Annotated in this window: 13 protein-coding genes; 7 read left to right on the top strand and 6 right to left on the bottom strand. The window is 74.6% G+C overall.

Going from position 1 to position 15,958, the window contains the following annotated elements; translation table 11 throughout:
- Window positions 1-56: 56 nt before the first annotated feature.
- The gene (locus RM590_RS14290; RefSeq protein ID WP_311704907.1) at window positions 57-590 is read left to right on the top strand and encodes a DUF6643 family protein; all 534 of its coding nucleotides are present in this window, start codon (window positions 57-59) and stop codon (window positions 588-590) included.
- A 43-nt stretch (window positions 591-633) separates the two neighbouring features.
- Here the strand turns inward: RM590_RS14290 and RM590_RS14285 are convergent, their stop codons facing one another.
- Window positions 634-2,010: a family 2B encapsulin nanocompartment shell protein gene (locus tag RM590_RS14285; protein WP_311704906.1), complete on the bottom strand. Its 1,377-nt coding sequence runs from the start codon at window positions 2,008-2,010 to the stop codon at window positions 634-636.
- Window positions 2,011-2,106: 96 nt separating this feature from the next.
- Window positions 2,107-3,519 (bottom strand): family 2B encapsulin nanocompartment shell protein, encoded by a 1,413-nt coding sequence (locus RM590_RS14280; protein ID WP_311704905.1) that lies wholly within the window; start codon window positions 3,517-3,519, stop codon window positions 2,107-2,109.
- Window positions 3,520-3,893: 374 nt separating this feature from the next.
- On the opposite strand from RM590_RS14280, the gene RM590_RS14275 reads away from it, so the two are divergent.
- Complete coding sequence (locus RM590_RS14275; RefSeq protein WP_311704904.1) at window positions 3,894-6,299, top strand: right-handed parallel beta-helix repeat-containing protein; 2,406 nt, start codon at window positions 3,894-3,896, stop codon at window positions 6,297-6,299.
- Here the strand turns inward: RM590_RS14275 and RM590_RS14270 are convergent.
- Window positions 6,296-8,647 carry a hypothetical protein gene (locus RM590_RS14270; RefSeq protein ID WP_311704903.1) on the bottom strand — a complete coding sequence of 784 codons (2,352 nt, stop codon included), beginning with the start codon at window positions 8,645-8,647 and terminating at the stop codon, window positions 6,296-6,298. The genes RM590_RS14275 and RM590_RS14270 overlap by 4 nt on opposite strands.
- Window positions 8,648-8,774: 127 nt before the next feature.
- Here RM590_RS14270 and RM590_RS14265 point away from each other — a divergent pair, with 127 nt between their 5' ends.
- Together RM590_RS14265 and RM590_RS14260 are read left to right on the top strand one after the other, a co-directional pair.
- Window positions 8,775-9,620 carry a DeoR/GlpR family DNA-binding transcription regulator gene (locus RM590_RS14265; RefSeq protein ID WP_311704902.1) on the top strand — a complete coding sequence of 282 codons (846 nt, stop codon included), beginning with the start codon at window positions 8,775-8,777 and terminating at the stop codon, window positions 9,618-9,620.
- Window positions 9,621-9,705: 85 nt separating this feature from the next.
- Window positions 9,706-10,131, top strand: coding sequence for an ATP-binding protein (locus tag RM590_RS14260; RefSeq protein ID WP_311704901.1), 426 nt, complete (start codon window positions 9,706-9,708; stop codon window positions 10,129-10,131).
- A gap of 19 nt (window positions 10,132-10,150) precedes the next feature.
- Here RM590_RS14260 and RM590_RS14255 read toward each other — a convergent pair whose 3' ends face one another.
- Window positions 10,151-10,402 (bottom strand): SHOCT domain-containing protein, encoded by a 252-nt coding sequence (locus RM590_RS14255; RefSeq protein WP_311704900.1) that lies wholly within the window; start codon window positions 10,400-10,402, stop codon window positions 10,151-10,153.
- Window positions 10,403-10,606: 204 nt separating this feature from the next.
- Here RM590_RS14255 and RM590_RS14250 point away from each other — a divergent pair, with 204 nt between their 5' ends.
- Entirely contained in the window at window positions 10,607-12,292 is a 1,686-nt protein-coding gene (locus RM590_RS14250; protein ID WP_311704899.1) for a bifunctional 3'-5' exonuclease/DNA polymerase, read from the top strand.
- A gap of 18 nt (window positions 12,293-12,310) precedes the next feature.
- Here RM590_RS14250 and yczR read toward each other — a convergent pair whose 3' ends face one another.
- Window positions 12,311-13,816, bottom strand: a complete 1,506-nt coding sequence (gene yczR, locus RM590_RS14245; protein ID WP_311704898.1) for a MocR-like transcription factor YczR — start codon at window positions 13,814-13,816, stop codon at window positions 12,311-12,313.
- A gap of 99 nt (window positions 13,817-13,915) precedes the next feature.
- Between yczR and yczE the strand changes: the two genes are divergently transcribed.
- A complete protein-coding gene (gene yczE, locus RM590_RS14240) occupies window positions 13,916-14,569 on the top strand; it encodes a membrane protein YczE (protein ID WP_311704897.1) in 654 nt (217 codons plus the stop codon).
- Between the two features lie 282 nt (window positions 14,570-14,851).
- Entirely contained in the window at window positions 14,852-15,226 is a 375-nt protein-coding gene (locus RM590_RS14235; protein WP_311704896.1) for an RNA polymerase-binding protein RbpA, read from the top strand.
- A gap of 127 nt (window positions 15,227-15,353) precedes the next feature.
- Here the strand turns inward: RM590_RS14235 and fxsA are convergent, their stop codons facing one another.
- On the bottom strand, window positions 15,354-15,956 hold the full coding sequence (gene fxsA / locus RM590_RS14230) for an FxsA family membrane protein (protein WP_311704895.1): 603 nt from the start codon (window positions 15,954-15,956) through the stop codon (window positions 15,354-15,356).
- Between the last annotated feature and the right edge of the window lie 2 nt (window positions 15,957-15,958).

Below are 15,958 nucleotides of genomic sequence, written 5' to 3'. Positions count from 1 at the left end.
AATGACCTTCTAATCGCTCTCCCCAACGAGCACATGGTGGGCTTAACTTATGGAGCATGACCTCCCCGCGCCCCTACGGCGGTGGCTACTCCTCACCGTCGTTCCCCGACACCCCCATCTACGACAGGCTGGTGGCCGAGCGGGGAACCCCGCAGATAGCGCCGATCCGGGTGCCGGCCGCCTATGAGACGCCGGCCTACCAGCACGCCCAGCCGGCGCTGCCCGCCCTGCCGGCGCTCCCCTCGGCGCCCTCGCACCCCCAGCCGGGCGGCCACCCGCAGCAGCAGGGCGGCCACCCCGGCTACCAGGCGACGCCCGTCCGGCACCAACTGCCCGCCGCCGCCTCCCCGCAGGGGCCCGGGCCGTATGTGCCGCAGCAGGCCACCGCGCCCCGGCCGTATCCCGCGCCGCAGGCGCCGATGCCCCAGCAGATGCGCCCGGCGGCCCCCCGCCCCGCCGCGCCGCGTCCGATGCAGCCCCAGGCGTACCCGGGGCAGGGCCCGTATCCGGGGCAGCCCCAGCCGCAGCAGGGCAACCAGCACCAGTACCCGTCGCCGGGCTACTGGTCGGAGCAGGGGGCCGGCCACTAGGTCACCGCCCGGCCGGTTCGCCCGGGGAGGCGGCCGGGCCGTTTCAGATCTCCACGTCCTCCAGGACACCGAGGGCGTCGGGGACCAGGACGGCCGCGGAGAAGTACGTGCTGACCAGATACGAGATCACGGCCTGTTCGTTGATGCCCATGAAGCGGACGTTCAGGCCGGGCTCGTACTCCTCGGGGATGCCGGTCTGCCGGAGGCCGACCACGCCCTGGTTCTCCTGGCCGGTGCGCATGGCCAGCACGGAGCTGGTGCCGGTGGCGGTCACGGGGATCTTGTCGCACGGCAGCAGCGGGATGCCCCGCCAGGCGGTGACGGTGTGCCCGTCGAGGGTCGCGCTGTCCGGGTAGACGCCGCGGGCGCTGCACTCGCGGCCGATCGCGGCGATGGTCCGGGGATGGGCCAGGAGGAACTGGGTCTTGCGGCGCCGGGAGATCAGTTCGTCGAGATCGGCGGGTGTGGGCGGGCCGCCGCGGGTGCGCACGCGCTGGCGGAAGTCGGCGTTGTGCAGCAGCCCGAACTCCCGGTTGTTCACCAGCTCGTACTCCTGGCGTTCGCGCAACGCCTGGGTGGTCAGGCGCAGTTGCTCCTCGACCTGGTTCATCGGCTCGCTGTAGAGGTCGGCCACGCGGGTGTGGACGCGCAGCACGGTCTGCGCGACGCTCAGCTCGTACTCCCGGGGCGACGCCTCGTAGTCCACGAACGTGCCGGGCAGCGCCGGCTCCCCAGCGTGGCCGGACGCCAGCGCGATGTCGGCCTCCCCGCGTTTGTTGACGGCGGGGGCGGGGCGGGCGCTGGCCTCGGCCAGGTGGGTGCGCAGGCCGGGCGACCGGTCGGCGACCGCGGTGACCCCGGCCAGCGGCAGCGCGAGGACGGTGGTGCGGGTGACGGCCACCAGGCCGTGCGGCCAGTCGCCGGGCTCGCCGGTCAGCGCGCCGTCGCCGGCGAAGTCGCCGTCGGCCAGCACGCCCAGGGTGGTCTCGCCGTCGTAGGCGCCGGGGCCCAGCTTGCGGACCTTGCCGTGGGCGATGAGCACGATCTCCTCGACCGGGCGGCCGAGTTCGGCGATGGTGTCGCCGGCGGCGTACTCGCGCTGGACGCAGGCGTCGGCCAGTGCCTGGAGCGCCTCGGGGTCGTCGAGGCCGTGCAGGGCGGGCAGTTCGGTGAGCTCGGCGGGGATGACGCGGACGTCGGCGCCGGTGGCGACGAACTCGACGCGGCCGTTGCCGAGGGTGTGGGTCAGCCGGCGGTTCACCCGGAACGTGCCGCCGGAGACCTCCACCCAGGGCAGCACCTTGAGCAGCCACCGCGGGGAGATGGCCTGCATCTGCGGTGGGGTCTTGAGGGTGCTCGCCAGTTTCCTGGCGGCGGAGGTGTCGAGGCTGGTGCGGGTCTGGTTGACGGGCGAGGTCACGTGGAGCGCCTTCCGTTGCGGTTGCCTTGCGGACGGAACGACGGGCCATTCCGCCGCACGCCCCCGCGTTCGGGGCGTGCGGCGGCCCGCGCTGGGTCAGTGTCCGATCTCGACGTCCTCGAGAATGCCGAGGGCGTCCGGGACGAGCACGGCGACCGAATAGTAGGCACTGACGAGATAGGAGATGACGGCCTGCTCGTTGATACCCATGAAACGAACGGACAGGCTGGGCTGGTATTCGTCTGGAATTCCGGTGCGGTGCAGTCCCACCACTCCCTGGGCCTTTTCCCCGGTGCGCAGCGCGAGAACGGAGCTGGTGCCCGTGGAGCTGATCGGAATCTTGTCGCAGGGCAGCACGGGCACTCCCCGCCAGGCGGGCACGGCGTGGCCGTCGATATTCACACTGTCCGGGTAGATGCCGCGGGCGCTGCACTCGCGGCCGAACGCGGCGATCGCCCGCGGGTGGGCCAGGATGACGCTGGGGTTCTTCCAGACGGTGGCCAGCAGCTCGTCGAGGTCGTCGGGGGTGGGCGGGCCGCCGCGGGTGTGCACGCGCTGGCGGAGGTCGGCGTTGTGCAGCAGGCCGAACTCCCGGTTGTTCACCAGCTCGTGCTCCTGGCGTTCGCGCAACGCCTCGACGGTCAGGCGCAGTTGCTCCTCGACCTGGTTCATCGGCTCGTTGTACAGATCCGCGACGCGGGTGTGCACCCGCAGCACGGTCTGCGCGACGCTCAGCTCGTACTCCCGGGGCGACGCCTCGTAGTCCACGAACGTGCCCGGCAGCACCGGCTCCCCCACGTGGCCCGACGCCAGCGCGATGGCCGACTCGCCGTGCGCGTTGCGCTGGGCGGGCACGGCGGCGCGGAAGGCGGCGAGATGGCCGGTCAGCGCCTCGGAGCGGGCGGCGATCTCCTCGAAGGCCGACCTGGTGAGCGTGAGCACCGTGCCGCTGGTGAGGGCCTTGAGGCCGTACTCCCAGGTGCCGGGCTCCTCGTCGGTGAGCGAGAAGTCGCCGTAGAAGTCGCCGTCCGCCAGGACGCCGTGGTCGCTCTCGGAGTCGTAGGCGCCGGGCCCGCGCCGGCTCAGCTTGCCGTGGGCGATCAGCACCACGCGGTCCGCCGGGGCGCCGGCCTCGACGATCACGTCGCCGGGGGCGAAGTCGCGCTGCGCACAGGCGCCGGCCAGCTCCTGGAGGACGCCGTCGTCCTCGAACCCGGCCAGCGCGGGCAACTCCCCCAGCTCGGCGGGGATCACCCGCACATCGGCACCGGTCGAGACGAATTCCACGCGCCCGTTCCCCACGGTATGGGTAAGGCGGCGGTTCACCCGGAACGTACCGCCGGAAACCTGCACCCAGGGAAGTACTTTGAGCAGCCACCGCGAGGTGATCGCCTGCATTTGCGGCGGCGTCTTGGTGGTTGTCGCAAGATTTCGCGCGGCAGTTGTGTCGAGGCTGAGCCGGGGGTGCGAGGCTCCATTTCCCTCGGTCGGTTCAGTGGAAGTGGTCATGCGCGATACCACCATTCTGCGCTCGATCTTCAGGCCATTCGGGGGATCCCGCGAACGAAGCTAGACGCACGCGCAGATGGAGGGCAATCACTCATACGAGGGGCCAACCGCTGGATTCCCGCGGCCATTTGCTGGGTACCGCGGCGAAGCGTTCCTGCAAAGACATACCGTGGGTGTGCGCCGGGACACATTCCGTCACGGCATAGGGTTGGGGGGCGCTCGGGCGCACAACCGGAGCGTGGTTGCACAGGCGGGGCGCACGCCCACGGCTTTGATGCAGTCATTCCATCGGTCCACGGCGCGCTACGGTGGAGCGGCCAAGTACGCGTGATAGCGCGCTGACTCATCGCACGAGGTTGGGGCACATCGGTTCCATGACTAAGGGCTCGGTCCAGGTGACGCACACCGGAACAGCACGCTGGCGGCGCCGGACCGCCGTGTACGGCACGGTGACCGAGGCCCTGGCCGCCGCCGCCGACGGCGATGTGCTGGTGCTCGGCCCGGGCACCTACCGCGAGAACCTGGTGATCGAGCAGGCGGTCACCGTGCGCGGCCCGTCGGACGACCGGGGCGGCCCGGCGCGGATCGCGCCGCCGGAGGGCGTTCCGCTGACCGTGCGCGGCTCGGCCACGGTGTCCCAGTTGCGCGTCGAGGGCCAGGACACGGCGGCCCCCGCGGTGCTCATCGAGAACAGCACCCCCGAACTCGCCGCCCTCCAGGTGCGTTCCGCGTCGGCGTCCGGCATAGAGGTGCGCGGCGGCGCCCGGCCGACCGTGCGCCGGTGCACCATCAGCAACCCGACGGGCTCGGGCATCAGCGTGGCCGACGGCGCGGGCGGCCTGTTCGAGGAGTGCGAGGTCGTCGAGTCCGGCCAGCCCGGCGTCACGGTGCGCGGCCCGGCCCATCTGCGCCTGGAGCGCTGCCGGATCCGGGCCTCGGGCGGGGCGGGGCTGTCGGTCACAGGGGACGGCAGCGCGGTGGACGCGGTGGAGTGCGGGATCACGGAGGTGCGCGGCGCGGGCGTGCTGCTGGCCGACCGGGCGACGGCCCACCTGACGGACTGCACGGTCGCCGGGACGTCGGGCGACGGCATCACGCTCGACTCGGAGGCGGTGCTCACGCTGACCGACAGCCGGGTGGCCGACATCCCGGAGAACGCCCTTGATCTGCGGTCGCGTTCAGTGCTGACGCTGGTGCGCACGACGATCACCGGCTTCGGCCGCAACGGCCTGTCGGTGTGGGACCCGGGCACGCACGCCGACGCGCACGACTGCGAGATCCACGAGTCCACCGGGGACTATCCGGCGGTCTGGGTCAGCGACGGCGCCACGGCCGTGCTGGACTCCTGCCGGGTGCACCACGTGCCGGACGCGCTGTTCGTGCTGGACTCCGGCTCGCGCGCGGACGTGGTGGACAGCCGGATCGAGGACGTGCGCGGCTCGGCGGTGTCCGTCAGCGACGGCGCGACCGCCCGGCTGGACGCCTGCCGCATCCAGGGGGTGGGCACGGGCGCCTGGTTCCGCGACCCGGGCAGCGGCGGCACGGTGACCGGCTGCACCATCGAGGGGGCCAGGACCGGCGTCATCGTCACCAAGGAGGCCAGCCCGGAGGTGGCCGACTGCACGGTGAGCGGCCCGGCCGAGGCCGGCGTGTACGTGTCGGCGGGGGGCCGCGGGCGGTTCTCCCGCTGCCGGATCACGGGCTCCGGCGGCTACGGCTTCCACATCATCGACGGCTGCCGCAGCGAGCTGGACCACTGCCGCACCGAGCGCTGCGCGCGCGGCGGCTACGTCTTCGCCGAGGACAGCCCGGTGCTCACCGACTGCCAGAGCGACGAGACGTCCGCGCCCGGCGCGGACGTGCGGCTGAAGGCGACCGACACGGCGACGCCCCGGGCCACGCCCGAGCGCTCGACGCCGGAGCCCGCGGCCGGAGAGGGCGCCGCGGCGGAGCCCGCCGCCCGGGCCGGCCGGCCCTCCGAGGAGGTGCTGGCGGAGCTGGAGTCCCTGGTGGGCCTGGGCACGGTCAAGCGCGAGGTGCGGGCGCTGATCGACATGATCGAGGTGGGGCGGCGGCGGCAGCAGGCCGGCCTCAAGGCCGCCTCGGTCCGCCGCCATCTGGTGTTCACCGGCTCCCCCGGCACCGGCAAGACCACCGTGGCCCGGCTGTACGGCGAGATCCTGGCGTCGCTGGACGTGCTGGAGCGCGGCCACCTCGTCGAGGTCTCCCGGGTCGACCTGGTCGGCGAGCACATCGGCTCCACGGCGATCCGCACCCAGGAGGCGTTCGAACGGGCCCGTGGCGGCGTGCTGTTCATCGACGAGGCGTACGCCCTCTCCCCCGAGGACGCGGGGCGCGACTTCGGCCGGGAGGCCATCGACACCCTGGTGAAGCTGATGGAGGACCACCGGGAGGCGGTCGTGGTGATCGTCGCCGGCTACACCGCCGAGATGGAGCGCTTCCTCGCGGTGAACCCGGGCGTCGCCTCGCGCTTCTCGCGCACCATCACGTTCGGCGACTACTCGCCCGAGGAGCTGCTGAGCATCGTTGAACAGCAGGCGCGCGAGCAGGAGTACGACCTCGGCGAGGGCGCCCGGGAGGCGCTGCTGAAGTACTTCACGACGCTGGACCGCGGCCCCTCGTTCGGCAACGGCAGATCGGCCCGCCAGACGTTCGAGGCCATGGTGGAACGGCACGCCGGCCGGGTGGCGCGGCTGGCCGAGCCCAGCACGGAGGAGCTGACGCTGCTGCACCCCGAGGACCTGCCGGGGCTGGGTTAGCTCTCACGCGCGGGGGCGGCCGGCTGGGTGGGCAGTTCCACCGGGCCGCGGGTCAGGCGGTGGAACAGCTCGGCGCGTTCCGCCGCGAACGCCGGGTCCTCGTCGTAGTCGCTGTGGCCGAGGATCGGCTCGGGCAGGGGACGCCGCAGATTGCGTCCGTAGTGCAGCGGGTCCGGCAGCGGGCCGAGGTCCACGGGCGGGCCCTCGGGGCCGGTGACCCCGACCGGGCCGCCGATCGGGTCGGTGGCTCGCCACAGGTTCCGCCAGCAGGGCATGTCCTGGTGCAGGGAGGCCAGCGCCCGCGGTCCGAAGAACGCGGGGAACCAGCGCCCGTACAGCCGGGCCAACGGCGAGCCATGAGTGAGGAGCGCGATCCGGCTGCGGGTGGCCGCGTCGAGCTGCCACACCGCGGCGGCGGCCAGCACGCTGCCCTGGGAATGGCCGGAGATCACCAGCCGCCCGCCGGTCGCGTCGATCCAGGTGCCCATCCGCCAGGACAGGTCGGGCACGGCGCGCTCGGCGTAGCAGGGCGGGGCGAACGGATGGGCGGCGCGCGGCCAGAACGTGCCGACGTCCCAGAGGATGCCGATGGTCCGGCGGGCGGCGGCGTCCCGGTAGGCGCGCCGGCCCATGGCCAGCAGCAGGACGACGCCTATCCCCATCAGCCACGAGCCCAGCTCCTGGCAGGCGTCGGCGGTCCAGGACAGCGCGGCGGTGGCGTCGCGCGCCGCGCGGGCGGGCGAGTCGCCGGTCAGCGAGCCCGCGACCGCGGTCAGGCCGAGGACCAGGCAGGAGCCGCTGATCCAGCCGACCAGGCGCGGCGCGGAGTCCGTCAGCGAGGCCAGCGAGATGGCCGAGGCGATGCGCCTGCTGCGGTCCGGGAGGGGCGCGCAGTTCTCGTCGCCGTACCGGTCGCGGATGTGCGGGGCCAGCCGGCGCGTGGCGCGGCACACGTGCACCAGCCCGGCCACCGCGAGGCCGAGCAGCACCGCCAGCAGCACGGGGATGGCGGACGCCTCCCAGCTCAGCACGACCGGGGGTCCGGCGATGATGGCGCCGGGCTCGCCGGGCGCGGCCGAGGGGTCCAGCCAGTCGGCGACGCGCTGGGCCACGCCACCGGTGAAGACCCCGCCGAGGCCGCAGGCCAGCAGCGCCACGCAGGCGCCGCCGAGGCCGGCCAGCGCGCCGCGGTCCGCGCTCCGGGCGTGCCGGTGCAGCCAGTACGCGGCGAGCGCGACGCCGACGGTCAGCGCGCCCTGGACGACGATCAGGACCGGGAAGACGGCGGTGCCGGCCGGATGGCGGCCGGTGGTGGCCCAGTCCGGCCGGCTCCAGGCCGTGTGCAGGACCGTGAGCGCCACCAGCGCCAGCGCCGCCGCGGGCAGCGCGCGGGTGAACGGGGGCACGGGCCCTTCGTCCGGCTCCTCCTCGGTCCGGCCGTGCCGGAACTGCTGCCCGGCGAGCACCGCGCAGCCGCCCAGGGTCAGCGCCGTCAGCAGCCAGCCGAGGACGGCCAGCGCGGCGCTCCCGTCGGGGCCGCGGTCGTACGGCCCGGTGGCGCTGAGCAGCGCGGCGGCGACGACCAGCAGCCCGGCCGCGGTGTGGGCCGCGCGCAGCCGGGCGACAAGGCCGCGGCCGTACCAGAAGCCGGGCAGGGCGAGCGCGGCGTGCTCCCCGGCATCCGGGCGCGGGCGCGGCGGCGGGGAGGCGGACTCGTACGAACTCCAGGTGCGGTGGGACAGCCACCACAACAGCCCGATCAGCGCCAGGGGCACCGCGCCGGCCAGCGCCAGCCGGCGGCCGGGCTGGGCCCACCAGCCCTCGCCCGGGGCGAACGGCCCCAGCCAGGACGCGTTCCGGGCGCACGCCTCGGAGCCCGCGCACTGCCAGGCGACCAGGTCAAGGGCGACGGCGCAGGCCCCGGCCACCAGCAGCACCGTGAGCGACAGCGCGACCAGCCGCACCAGGGTGTCGTAGAGCCGGTGAACGCGCCGCGGGCCCCCGGCGGCGGGCCGCATCCAGTGCGCCAGATTCACGATCATGAAGGGCAGGAGCAGCAGCCACAGGGCGCGGGCGCCGTTCCCGGAGGTGAGGTTGCACCAGTAGTACGCCTCGCGGACCGGGCCGGTCGTGCCGTCCCAGGGCCGTTCGGCCAGGTCGTCGGTGCGCCGGTGGACGGAGGCGGTGCCGTCCCCGGTGATCCGCGTGGTGCGGGTGTCCTCCAGCATCTCCTCGGGCGTGGTGCCGCCGACGCCGTGCACCAGCAGTTCGACCGCGGGCTCCGGCGGCGGCGCCCCGGGTTCCGGCTCCGCCCCGTCCGCCGCGCGTGCGATGCCCTCCGTGGTCATCGAGGATCCCCCGTTCCGTCCGCTGCCCTGCCCTGCTTCTCTCCGCGCGGCCGGGCCCCGAACCGCCTCGGCCGAGGCCATGTTGGGGCATGGGAGGATGGCATGTGCAGCATTGGAGGGAGACGGCGTGAGCGACAACCAGAACCTGCTGGCCGGGCAGCGGCGTGCCCTCATCCTGGACGAGGTGCGCCGCCGGGGCGGCATCCGCGTCAGCGAGTTGACGCGCATGCTCCAGGTGTCCGACATGACCGTGCGCCGGGACCTGGACGTGCTCGCGCGGCAGGGTGCCCTGGAGAAGGTGCACGGCGGCGCGGTGCCGGTGGCGGAGGGGCGCACCCACGAGCCGGGCTTCGAGGCCAAGTCGTCGCTGGAGCTGTCCGCCAAGAGCGACATCGCCCGGGCGGCGGCGGCCCTGGCCACGCCGGGCAGCGCGGTGGCACTGTCCGGAGGCACCACGACGTTCGCGGTCGCGCATCAGTTGCTGGAGGTGCCCGATCTGACCATCGTCACCAACTCGGTGCGGGTGGCCGACGTGTTCCACCACGCGCGGCAGGCCGCCGAGGGCGGACCGGCCCCGGCGCACGCGCCGACGGTGGTGCTGACGGGCGGGGTGCGGACGCCGTCGGACGCGCTGGTGGGTCCGGTGGCCGACGCGGCGATCGCGTCGCTCCACTTCGACGTGCTGTTCCTCGGGGTGCACGGCATCTCGGTGGAGGCGGGGCTGTCCACGCCGAACCTGGCGGAGGCCGAGACGAACCGGCACTTCATCCGTTCGGCGCGGCGGGTGGTGGTGGTCGCCGACCACACCAAGTGGGGGACGACGGGGCTGAGTTCGTTCGCGACCCTGGACGAGGTGGACACCCTGGTGACGGACTCGGGGCTGCCCGGGCCGGACCGGGAGGAGATCGCCGAGCACCTGGCGGAGCTGGTGATCGCGGGCGACGGCGGGACGCCCGACCGGCCCAACACCTGATGCGCGCGGGGGCCTTGAGGGGGAGGCTGGCCCCACCCGGACCCTTCCCTCGTCGGTCCGTCGCACGGAAGCGGTGAGCCCCCTCGTGACGATTCATTCCGATACCCCGTGCCAGCGGCGCGCCGTGGAGTTCCCCGCCGTTCCCTCCGGGGCCGGCCAGGCGTGCCGACGCGCGGCCGCGCAACTGCGGCACTGGCGGCTGCCACAGCTCGCCGACGCGGTGGGGGCGGGCGTCCGGCGGCTGCTGGCCGACGTGGGGCGCCACGCGGGGGCGGAGCGGCGCTGCACGGTGGAGGTGCTGCTGCTGTGGGACAGGATCGTGGTCTCGGTCCGCGACCACGGGCAGCGCGCCCATCAGGCGCCGGCCCTGGCCGCGGTCCGGGGCGGCGGCGGGGTGCGGGCCCATCAGGACGAGCGGGGCCGGATCGTGTGGTGCACGCTGCCGGTGCCCTATCCTCCGGCGCCGCCGGAGGCGCACGCGGTCCGTCATCCGTGGGCCGCGCACGCCTGAGGCGGACGTCGGGCGCGGCTCAGGCGCCGCGCCGGTTCTCGGTGAGCACGGCCAGCCGGCCGCGGTACTCCTCGGCGTCGATCTCGCCGGCGGCGAAGCGCCGGCCGAGCAGGGCGACCGGGGTGTCGTGGCCCGGCCCGCCCCGGCCGCGCCACACGGTGCGGCGCAGCAGCCAGCCGCCGCCGATCAGGACAACGGCCCAGAACAGCGGGAACAGCAGGATCCACGGCCCGGGCCCGTCGTCCCGAAAGGTGTGCGCCAGGGTCTCCATGGCGGTCCCTCCCTCTCCTTCGTGTCTTCTCTCGTCGCTTCTTCGCTTCTCCGTCGGCCCCGGTCTTCCGCCGGTGCCGGCGTCCGCTGTGTCGAGCCTGCTGGACGGCCGGGGGCCGGCGCGTCGTACGGGCAGCGGCTTCGCGGCTGCTCCGCGCGGAGTACGGCCGGGGAGTTGTCAGTGGCGGCTGCCAGACTCGGCCGCATGAGCGAGGAACGGCCGGAGGGCGGCCGGTGGGCGCTGGCGGAGTACGCCGACGGCTCGGTCCGGGTGTGCCCGCTGGACGAGCGGGGGCGGGCGGCCGGGCCCATCGTGCGCGAGCCGGGGGCGGCCGAGGCGGTGCGCGCCCGGCCCCGGGTGGCGCGGTGGGTGTGGCGGTCGACGGCGGCGGTGTATCCGGAGGTGCTGGCGGCCGGTCTGCGGGTGGAGCGGTGCTATGACGTGGAGGCGGCGGAGGCGCTGCTGCTGGGGCACGAGGGGCGGTACGGCCGGCCGCGGTCGCTGAGCGCGGCCTTCGCCCGGCTGCGCGGCCTGCCGGAGCCGGACGATCCGCCGCCGGCCGCGGCGGACTCGGCGCAGCCGTCGCTCTTCGCGGCGGGGCCGGTGCCGTTGCCCGCGGAGGCGGATCCACTGGCCGCGCTGCTGGAGGTGTACGCGGGTCAGCTCGTGCGGGCGGCGGCGGCCGTGCGCCCGGAGCGGATGCGGCTGCTGCTGGCGGCGGAGTCGGCCGGGACGCTGGTGGCGGCCGAGATGGGCCGGGCGGGGCTGCCCTGGCGGGCGGACATCCACCGCCGGGTGCTGGGCGAGCTGCTCGGGGAGCGGTATCCGGGCGGGGCGCCGCCCCGGCGGCTGGCCGAGCTGGCGGAGCGGGTGTCGGTGGCCTTCGGCGAGGGCGTGCGGGTGCGGCCGGATCTGCCGGCGGACATCATCCGGGCGTTCGCCAGGGCCGGGATCAAGCTGTCCTCCACCCGGGCCTGGGAGTTGCGGGAGATCGACCACCCGGCGGTGGAGCCGCTGCTGGAGTACAAGCGGCTGTACCGGATCCACACGGCGCACGGCTGGTCCTGGCTGCGGTCGTGGGTGCGGGACGGCCGGTTCCGCACGGAGTACGTCCCGGGCGGCGCGGCCTCCGGCCGCTGGACCACCAACGGCGGCGGCGCCCTCCAGATCCCGCGGGCGGTGCGCCGGGCGGTGGTGGCCGACCCGGGCTGGCGGCTGGTGGTGGCCGACGCCGACCAACTGGAGCCGCGGGTGCTGGCGGCGATTTCGCGGGACCCGGGGCTGATGACGGTGGCGGGCGGCGCCGGCGATCTGTACGCGGCGCTGTCGCACCGCGCGTTCTCCGGGGACCGGGCGGCGGCCAAGCTGGCGCTGCTCGGCGCGGTCTACGGCCAGACCTCCGGGGACGGCCTGCGGCATCTGGCGGATCTGCGGCGCCGGTTCCCGCTGGCGGTGGCCTATGTGGACGAGGCGGCCCGGGCCGGCGAGGAGGGGCGGCTGGTGCGGACCTGGCTGGGCCGCACCTGTCCCCCGGGCGGCGCGGAGGACCGGGAGTGGGACGGGGAGGGGGAGCCGCCGGCGCCGGGCGGCACGCCGTCGGCGCGGGCCCGGGGCCGCTTCACGCGGAACTTCGTGGTGCAGGGCAGCGCCGCCGAGTGGGCACTGCTGATGCTCGCCGGGCTGCGGGCGATGCTGCACGGGATGCGGGCCGAGCTGGTGTTCTTCCAGCACGACGAGGTGATCGTGCACTGTCCGGCCGAGGAGGCCGAGGCGGTGACCGAGGCCGTGCGGGCGGCCGGCGAGTCCGCGGGCCGCCTGGCGTTCGGTCCGACGCCGGTCCGCTTCCCGTTCACCGCGGCCGTGGTGGAGTGCTACGCCGACGCCAAGTAGGCGAAGAAATCCGGGACGTCAGGCGATGTGCGCGAGGGGCGCCTCGACGCCGCCGGCGAGCCCGTCCGCGACCAGCCGGGCGGCGGTGGCCAGCCGGGCCGCGGCCTCGACGGCGACCGGGCCGCTCACCGTGAACGGGACCCGCAGGTAGCCCTCGAACGCGCCGTCCAGACCGAAGCGCGGCCCGGACGGCACCCGCACGCCGAGGCGTTCGCCGGCCTCGGCGATCCGGGACCCGGACAGGCCGCCGGTGCGCACCCAGAGGGTCAGCCCGCCGCCGGGCACGCTGAACTCCCAATCGGGCAGGTGCTCCCGCAGCGCCGCCACGACGGCGGCCCGGCTGTCGCGGACCTCCGCGCGCCGCTGCTCGGTGGCCTCCCGCCAGCCGCCCGAGGTCATCAGCCAGCTCAGGGCGAGCTGTTCGAGCACGGGGCTGCCCAGGTCGGCGTAGGCGCGGCCGGCGGTCAGGCGGCGGATCACCTCGGGGGCGGCCCGCACCCAGCCGATGCGCAGGCCCGCCCAGAAGGTCTTGCTGGCGGATCCGACGGTGACGACGCCCGCCCCGCCGTGGTCGAAGGCGGACACGGGCGTGGGCGGTTCCTCCCCCGGCGCGAGGTCCAGGGCGAGGTCGCTCATGGTCTCGTCGACCACCAGGACGGTGCCGGCGGCGCGGGCGGCGGCGACGAGCTCCCGGCGCTGCTCGTCGCCGGCCAGCGCCCCGGTGGGGTTGTGGAAGTCGGCCATCACATAGGCGATGCGCGGCGACGCCTCCTTCAGCACCCGGCGCCACGCGGGCAGGTCCCAGCCGGAGAGCCCCGGGCCCATCGGCACCGGCACCAGCCGGGCGCCGGCCTCGCGCATGAGCTGGAGCACGTTGGCGTAGGAGGGGTGCTCCACGGCGACCCGTTCGCCCGGCGGCGCGAAGAGCCGGCAGATGGCCGCGACGGCGCCCATCGCGCCGGTGGTGATCATGATCTGCTCGGGCATGGTGGGCACGCCCCGCGCGGTGTACCGGTCGGCGAGGGCCTGCCGCAGCTCGGGCAGCCCGGCCGGGAAGTCGCCATGGGTGCGGGCGGAGGGCGGCAGCGCGTCCAGCGCCGCCCGGCAGGCGCGGGTGAGCCAGGGCTCGGGGGCGGGGAGCGCGGCGCAGCCGAGGTCGAGCATGGAGCCCGCCGCCTCGGGCGGCAGGGGCTCCATGGCGCGGCCGGGCAGCGGCCGGCCGGCGGGCACGGCGGTCCAGCTCCCGGAGCCGCGCCGGGACTCCAGGAAGCCGTCGGCGCGCAGCGCCTCGAACGCGGCGGCCACGGTGGTGCGGCTGACGGCCAGGGCGCCGGCGAGCTCGCGCTCGGCGGGCAGCCGGGCGGCGACCGGGACCCGTCCCTCCAGCACCAGCAGCCGCACGCCGTCGGCCAGCGCGCGGTAGGCCGGCACGCGCGGGCCACCGGCCGCCGGGCCGCTCCGGGCCTGGGAGCCGAGCAGCCGGGCGAGCTGATGCGCACCCACGGTAGAGGTCCACTGAGGCATGGAAAACAGTCCACCCTTCGCCAATTGGCCCTGGGATTGCGCCCTTCGAGAGCCACAGGGTGGCACGTGTCAGGCCACTTGCGCCAGAGAGGAGTCCTCATGAACCGGCTGCCGCGGCGGCTCGTCCAGTTGTACGCCGGGCTGCTGCTGTACGGAGCGAGCGCCGCCCTGCTGGTCCGCGCCGGGCTCGGGCTCGACCCGTGGGACGTGTTCCACCAGGGGATCGCCGAGCACGTCGGGCTGTCCATCGGGATGGTGGTGAACATCACGGGCGCACTGGTGCTGCTGCTGTGGATCCCGCTGCGCGAACGCCCGGGGCTGGGCACGCTCTCGAACGTGGCTCTGGTCGGGCTGTCGATGGACGCCACCCTGGCGCTGGTTCCCCGAGTGGGTGCGCCGTTGGCGCAGATACCGCTGCTGCTGGGCGCCGTGGTGCTCAACGGGGTGGCGACGGGGCTCTACATCTCGGCCCGGTTCGGCGCCGGGCCGCGGGACGGGCTGATGACGGCGCTGCACCGGGTGACCGGCAGATCCCTGCGCCTGGTCCGCACCGGGATCGAGGTGACGGTGCTCACGGTGGGCGTGCTGCTGGGCGGCGCGGCCGGGGTGGGCACGGTCGTGTACGCGCTGGCGATCGGGCCGCTGGCCCAGTTCTTCCTGCGGATGTTCGCGCTGCCTCCGGCCACGATGGAGCCGCCCTCGTCCACGATGGGGCCCCCTTCATCCACGATGAGGCCGCTTCATCCACGATGAGGAAGGCGAAATCCGGAATGGATTTCGACCACCGGCGACGGCGGGGTATTCTACGCGCTTGGTCCCGCCGGATGGACCGTCACCCCGAGCCATCCTGTGCGGACGCCGGGTGACATCTCCTGTCAGATGTGACAAACCGGACGCCGGTGGGTACTAAAAGGGGCGGTACGACGGGCGACGCATGACCTGCAACGGGAATCTTCACCGCCGACCGGACGTTGACCTGATTGATGACGACAGCGACACCTGTCCTGTGGGCGACAAGCCCGGGAGGCACGATTCATGAGTGAGCGAGCTCTACGCGGCACGCGGCTCGTGGTGACCAGCTACGAGACGGACCGCGGCATTGACCTCGCGCCGCGTCAGGCGGTGGAGTACGCATGCCGGAACGGGCATCGGTTCGAGATGCCGTTCTCGGTGGAGGCCGAGATCCCGCCGGAGTGGGAATGCAAGGTCTGCGGCTCCCAGGCCCTGCTGGTGGACGGCGAGGGCCCCGAGGAGAAGAAGGGCAAGCCCGCCCGCACCCATTGGGACATGCTGATGGAGCGCCGGACGCGCGAGGAGCTTGAGGAAGTCCTCGCCGAGCGGCTGGCGGTACTGCGCTCCGGCGCGATGAACATCGCGGTGCATCCGCGCGACAGCCGCAAGACGGCATAGGCACCGCTTCGGCGACGACCGGGGAACCGAGGGCTCGGGTCACGTGAGGTGACCCGGCCCCTTTGTTTGTGCGCGACAATGGCGCGCCCGCGCGTCGGGCGCACCCGGGAGGACGGCCCGTGGCCCGTTAGGGTCGCGGGCCGCTCTTGTCGTCCCGGTCGCCGTTTCCGTCCTCGCCGGCCTCGTCCCGGATGACCTCGCCGGGCACCACCCGCCCGTCCGGGCGGCGCATGCGCATCTGGTCGCGGGCGGCCCTGGCCTCCTCGAACGCGGCGCCCAGCGGTCCCGCGCGGCGCGTGACATACCGGGCCCCGGCCCGCCGCAGCAGCGCGGCAGTCGGCGGGAAGACGCACAGCAGCCCGAGGGCGTCCGAGACGAGTCCCGGCACCATGAGGAGCAGTCCGCCGAGCATCGTCAGCCCGTTCCCGCCGCGGGCGGGGCGTTCACGTGAGGGCGCGGGCCCCGCCTGGAGGCTCTCGGCCAGCCGCTGCCACGCCCGGCGCCCGGCCTGCTTGATCACCACGGCGCCGAGCACGAACCCGGCGCACAGCACCAGGAAAACGGTCGCGCCGCCCGCCGCGTCGCCCAGCAGCATCAGCAGCCAGATCTCCAGCAGCGCCCAGGCCGCGACCAGCAGCGGGAACAGCGCACGGACGCCACGCCGTGGCCGGGGGGCTCGCACTCCGCCCCGGGGCCGACTCCGGTACGGGTCGGGACTGCCACTCGTCATGT

The organism is Streptomyces litchfieldiae, from assembly GCF_031845365.1.
Taxonomy (GTDB): Bacteria; Actinomycetota; Actinomycetes; order Streptomycetales; family Streptomycetaceae; genus Streptomyces; species Streptomyces litchfieldiae.
This window is presented reverse-complemented; position numbering and strand designations above follow the sequence as displayed.

What these genes read in the sequence shown, in the direction of transcription:
- RM590_RS14290 (WP_311704907.1), top strand. Translation starts at nt 57, where the DNA reads ATGACCTCCCCGCGCCCCTACGGCGGTGGCTACTCCTCACCGTCGTTC.
- RM590_RS14280 (WP_311704905.1), bottom strand. Translation starts at nt 3,519, where the DNA reads ATGACCACTTCCACTGAACCGACCGAGGGAAATGGAGCCTCGCACCCC.
- RM590_RS14275 (WP_311704904.1), top strand. Translation starts at nt 3,894, where the DNA reads ATGACTAAGGGCTCGGTCCAGGTGACGCACACCGGAACAGCACGCTGG.
- RM590_RS14270 (WP_311704903.1), bottom strand. Translation starts at nt 8,647, where the DNA reads ATGACCACGGAGGGCATCGCACGCGCGGCGGACGGGGCGGAGCCGGAA.
- RM590_RS14255 (WP_311704900.1), bottom strand. Translation starts at nt 10,402, where the DNA reads ATGGAGACCCTGGCGCACACCTTTCGGGACGACGGGCCCGGGCCGTGG.
- RM590_RS14250 (WP_311704899.1), top strand. Translation starts at nt 10,607, where the DNA reads ATGAGCGAGGAACGGCCGGAGGGCGGCCGGTGGGCGCTGGCGGAGTAC.
- yczR (WP_311704898.1), bottom strand. Translation starts at nt 13,816, where the DNA reads ATGCCTCAGTGGACCTCTACCGTGGGTGCGCATCAGCTCGCCCGGCTG.
- yczE (WP_311704897.1), top strand. Translation starts at nt 13,916, where the DNA reads ATGAACCGGCTGCCGCGGCGGCTCGTCCAGTTGTACGCCGGGCTGCTG.
- RM590_RS14235 (WP_311704896.1), top strand. Translation starts at nt 14,852, where the DNA reads ATGAGTGAGCGAGCTCTACGCGGCACGCGGCTCGTGGTGACCAGCTAC.
- fxsA (WP_311704895.1), bottom strand. Translation starts at nt 15,956, where the DNA reads ATGACGAGTGGCAGTCCCGACCCGTACCGGAGTCGGCCCCGGGGCGGA.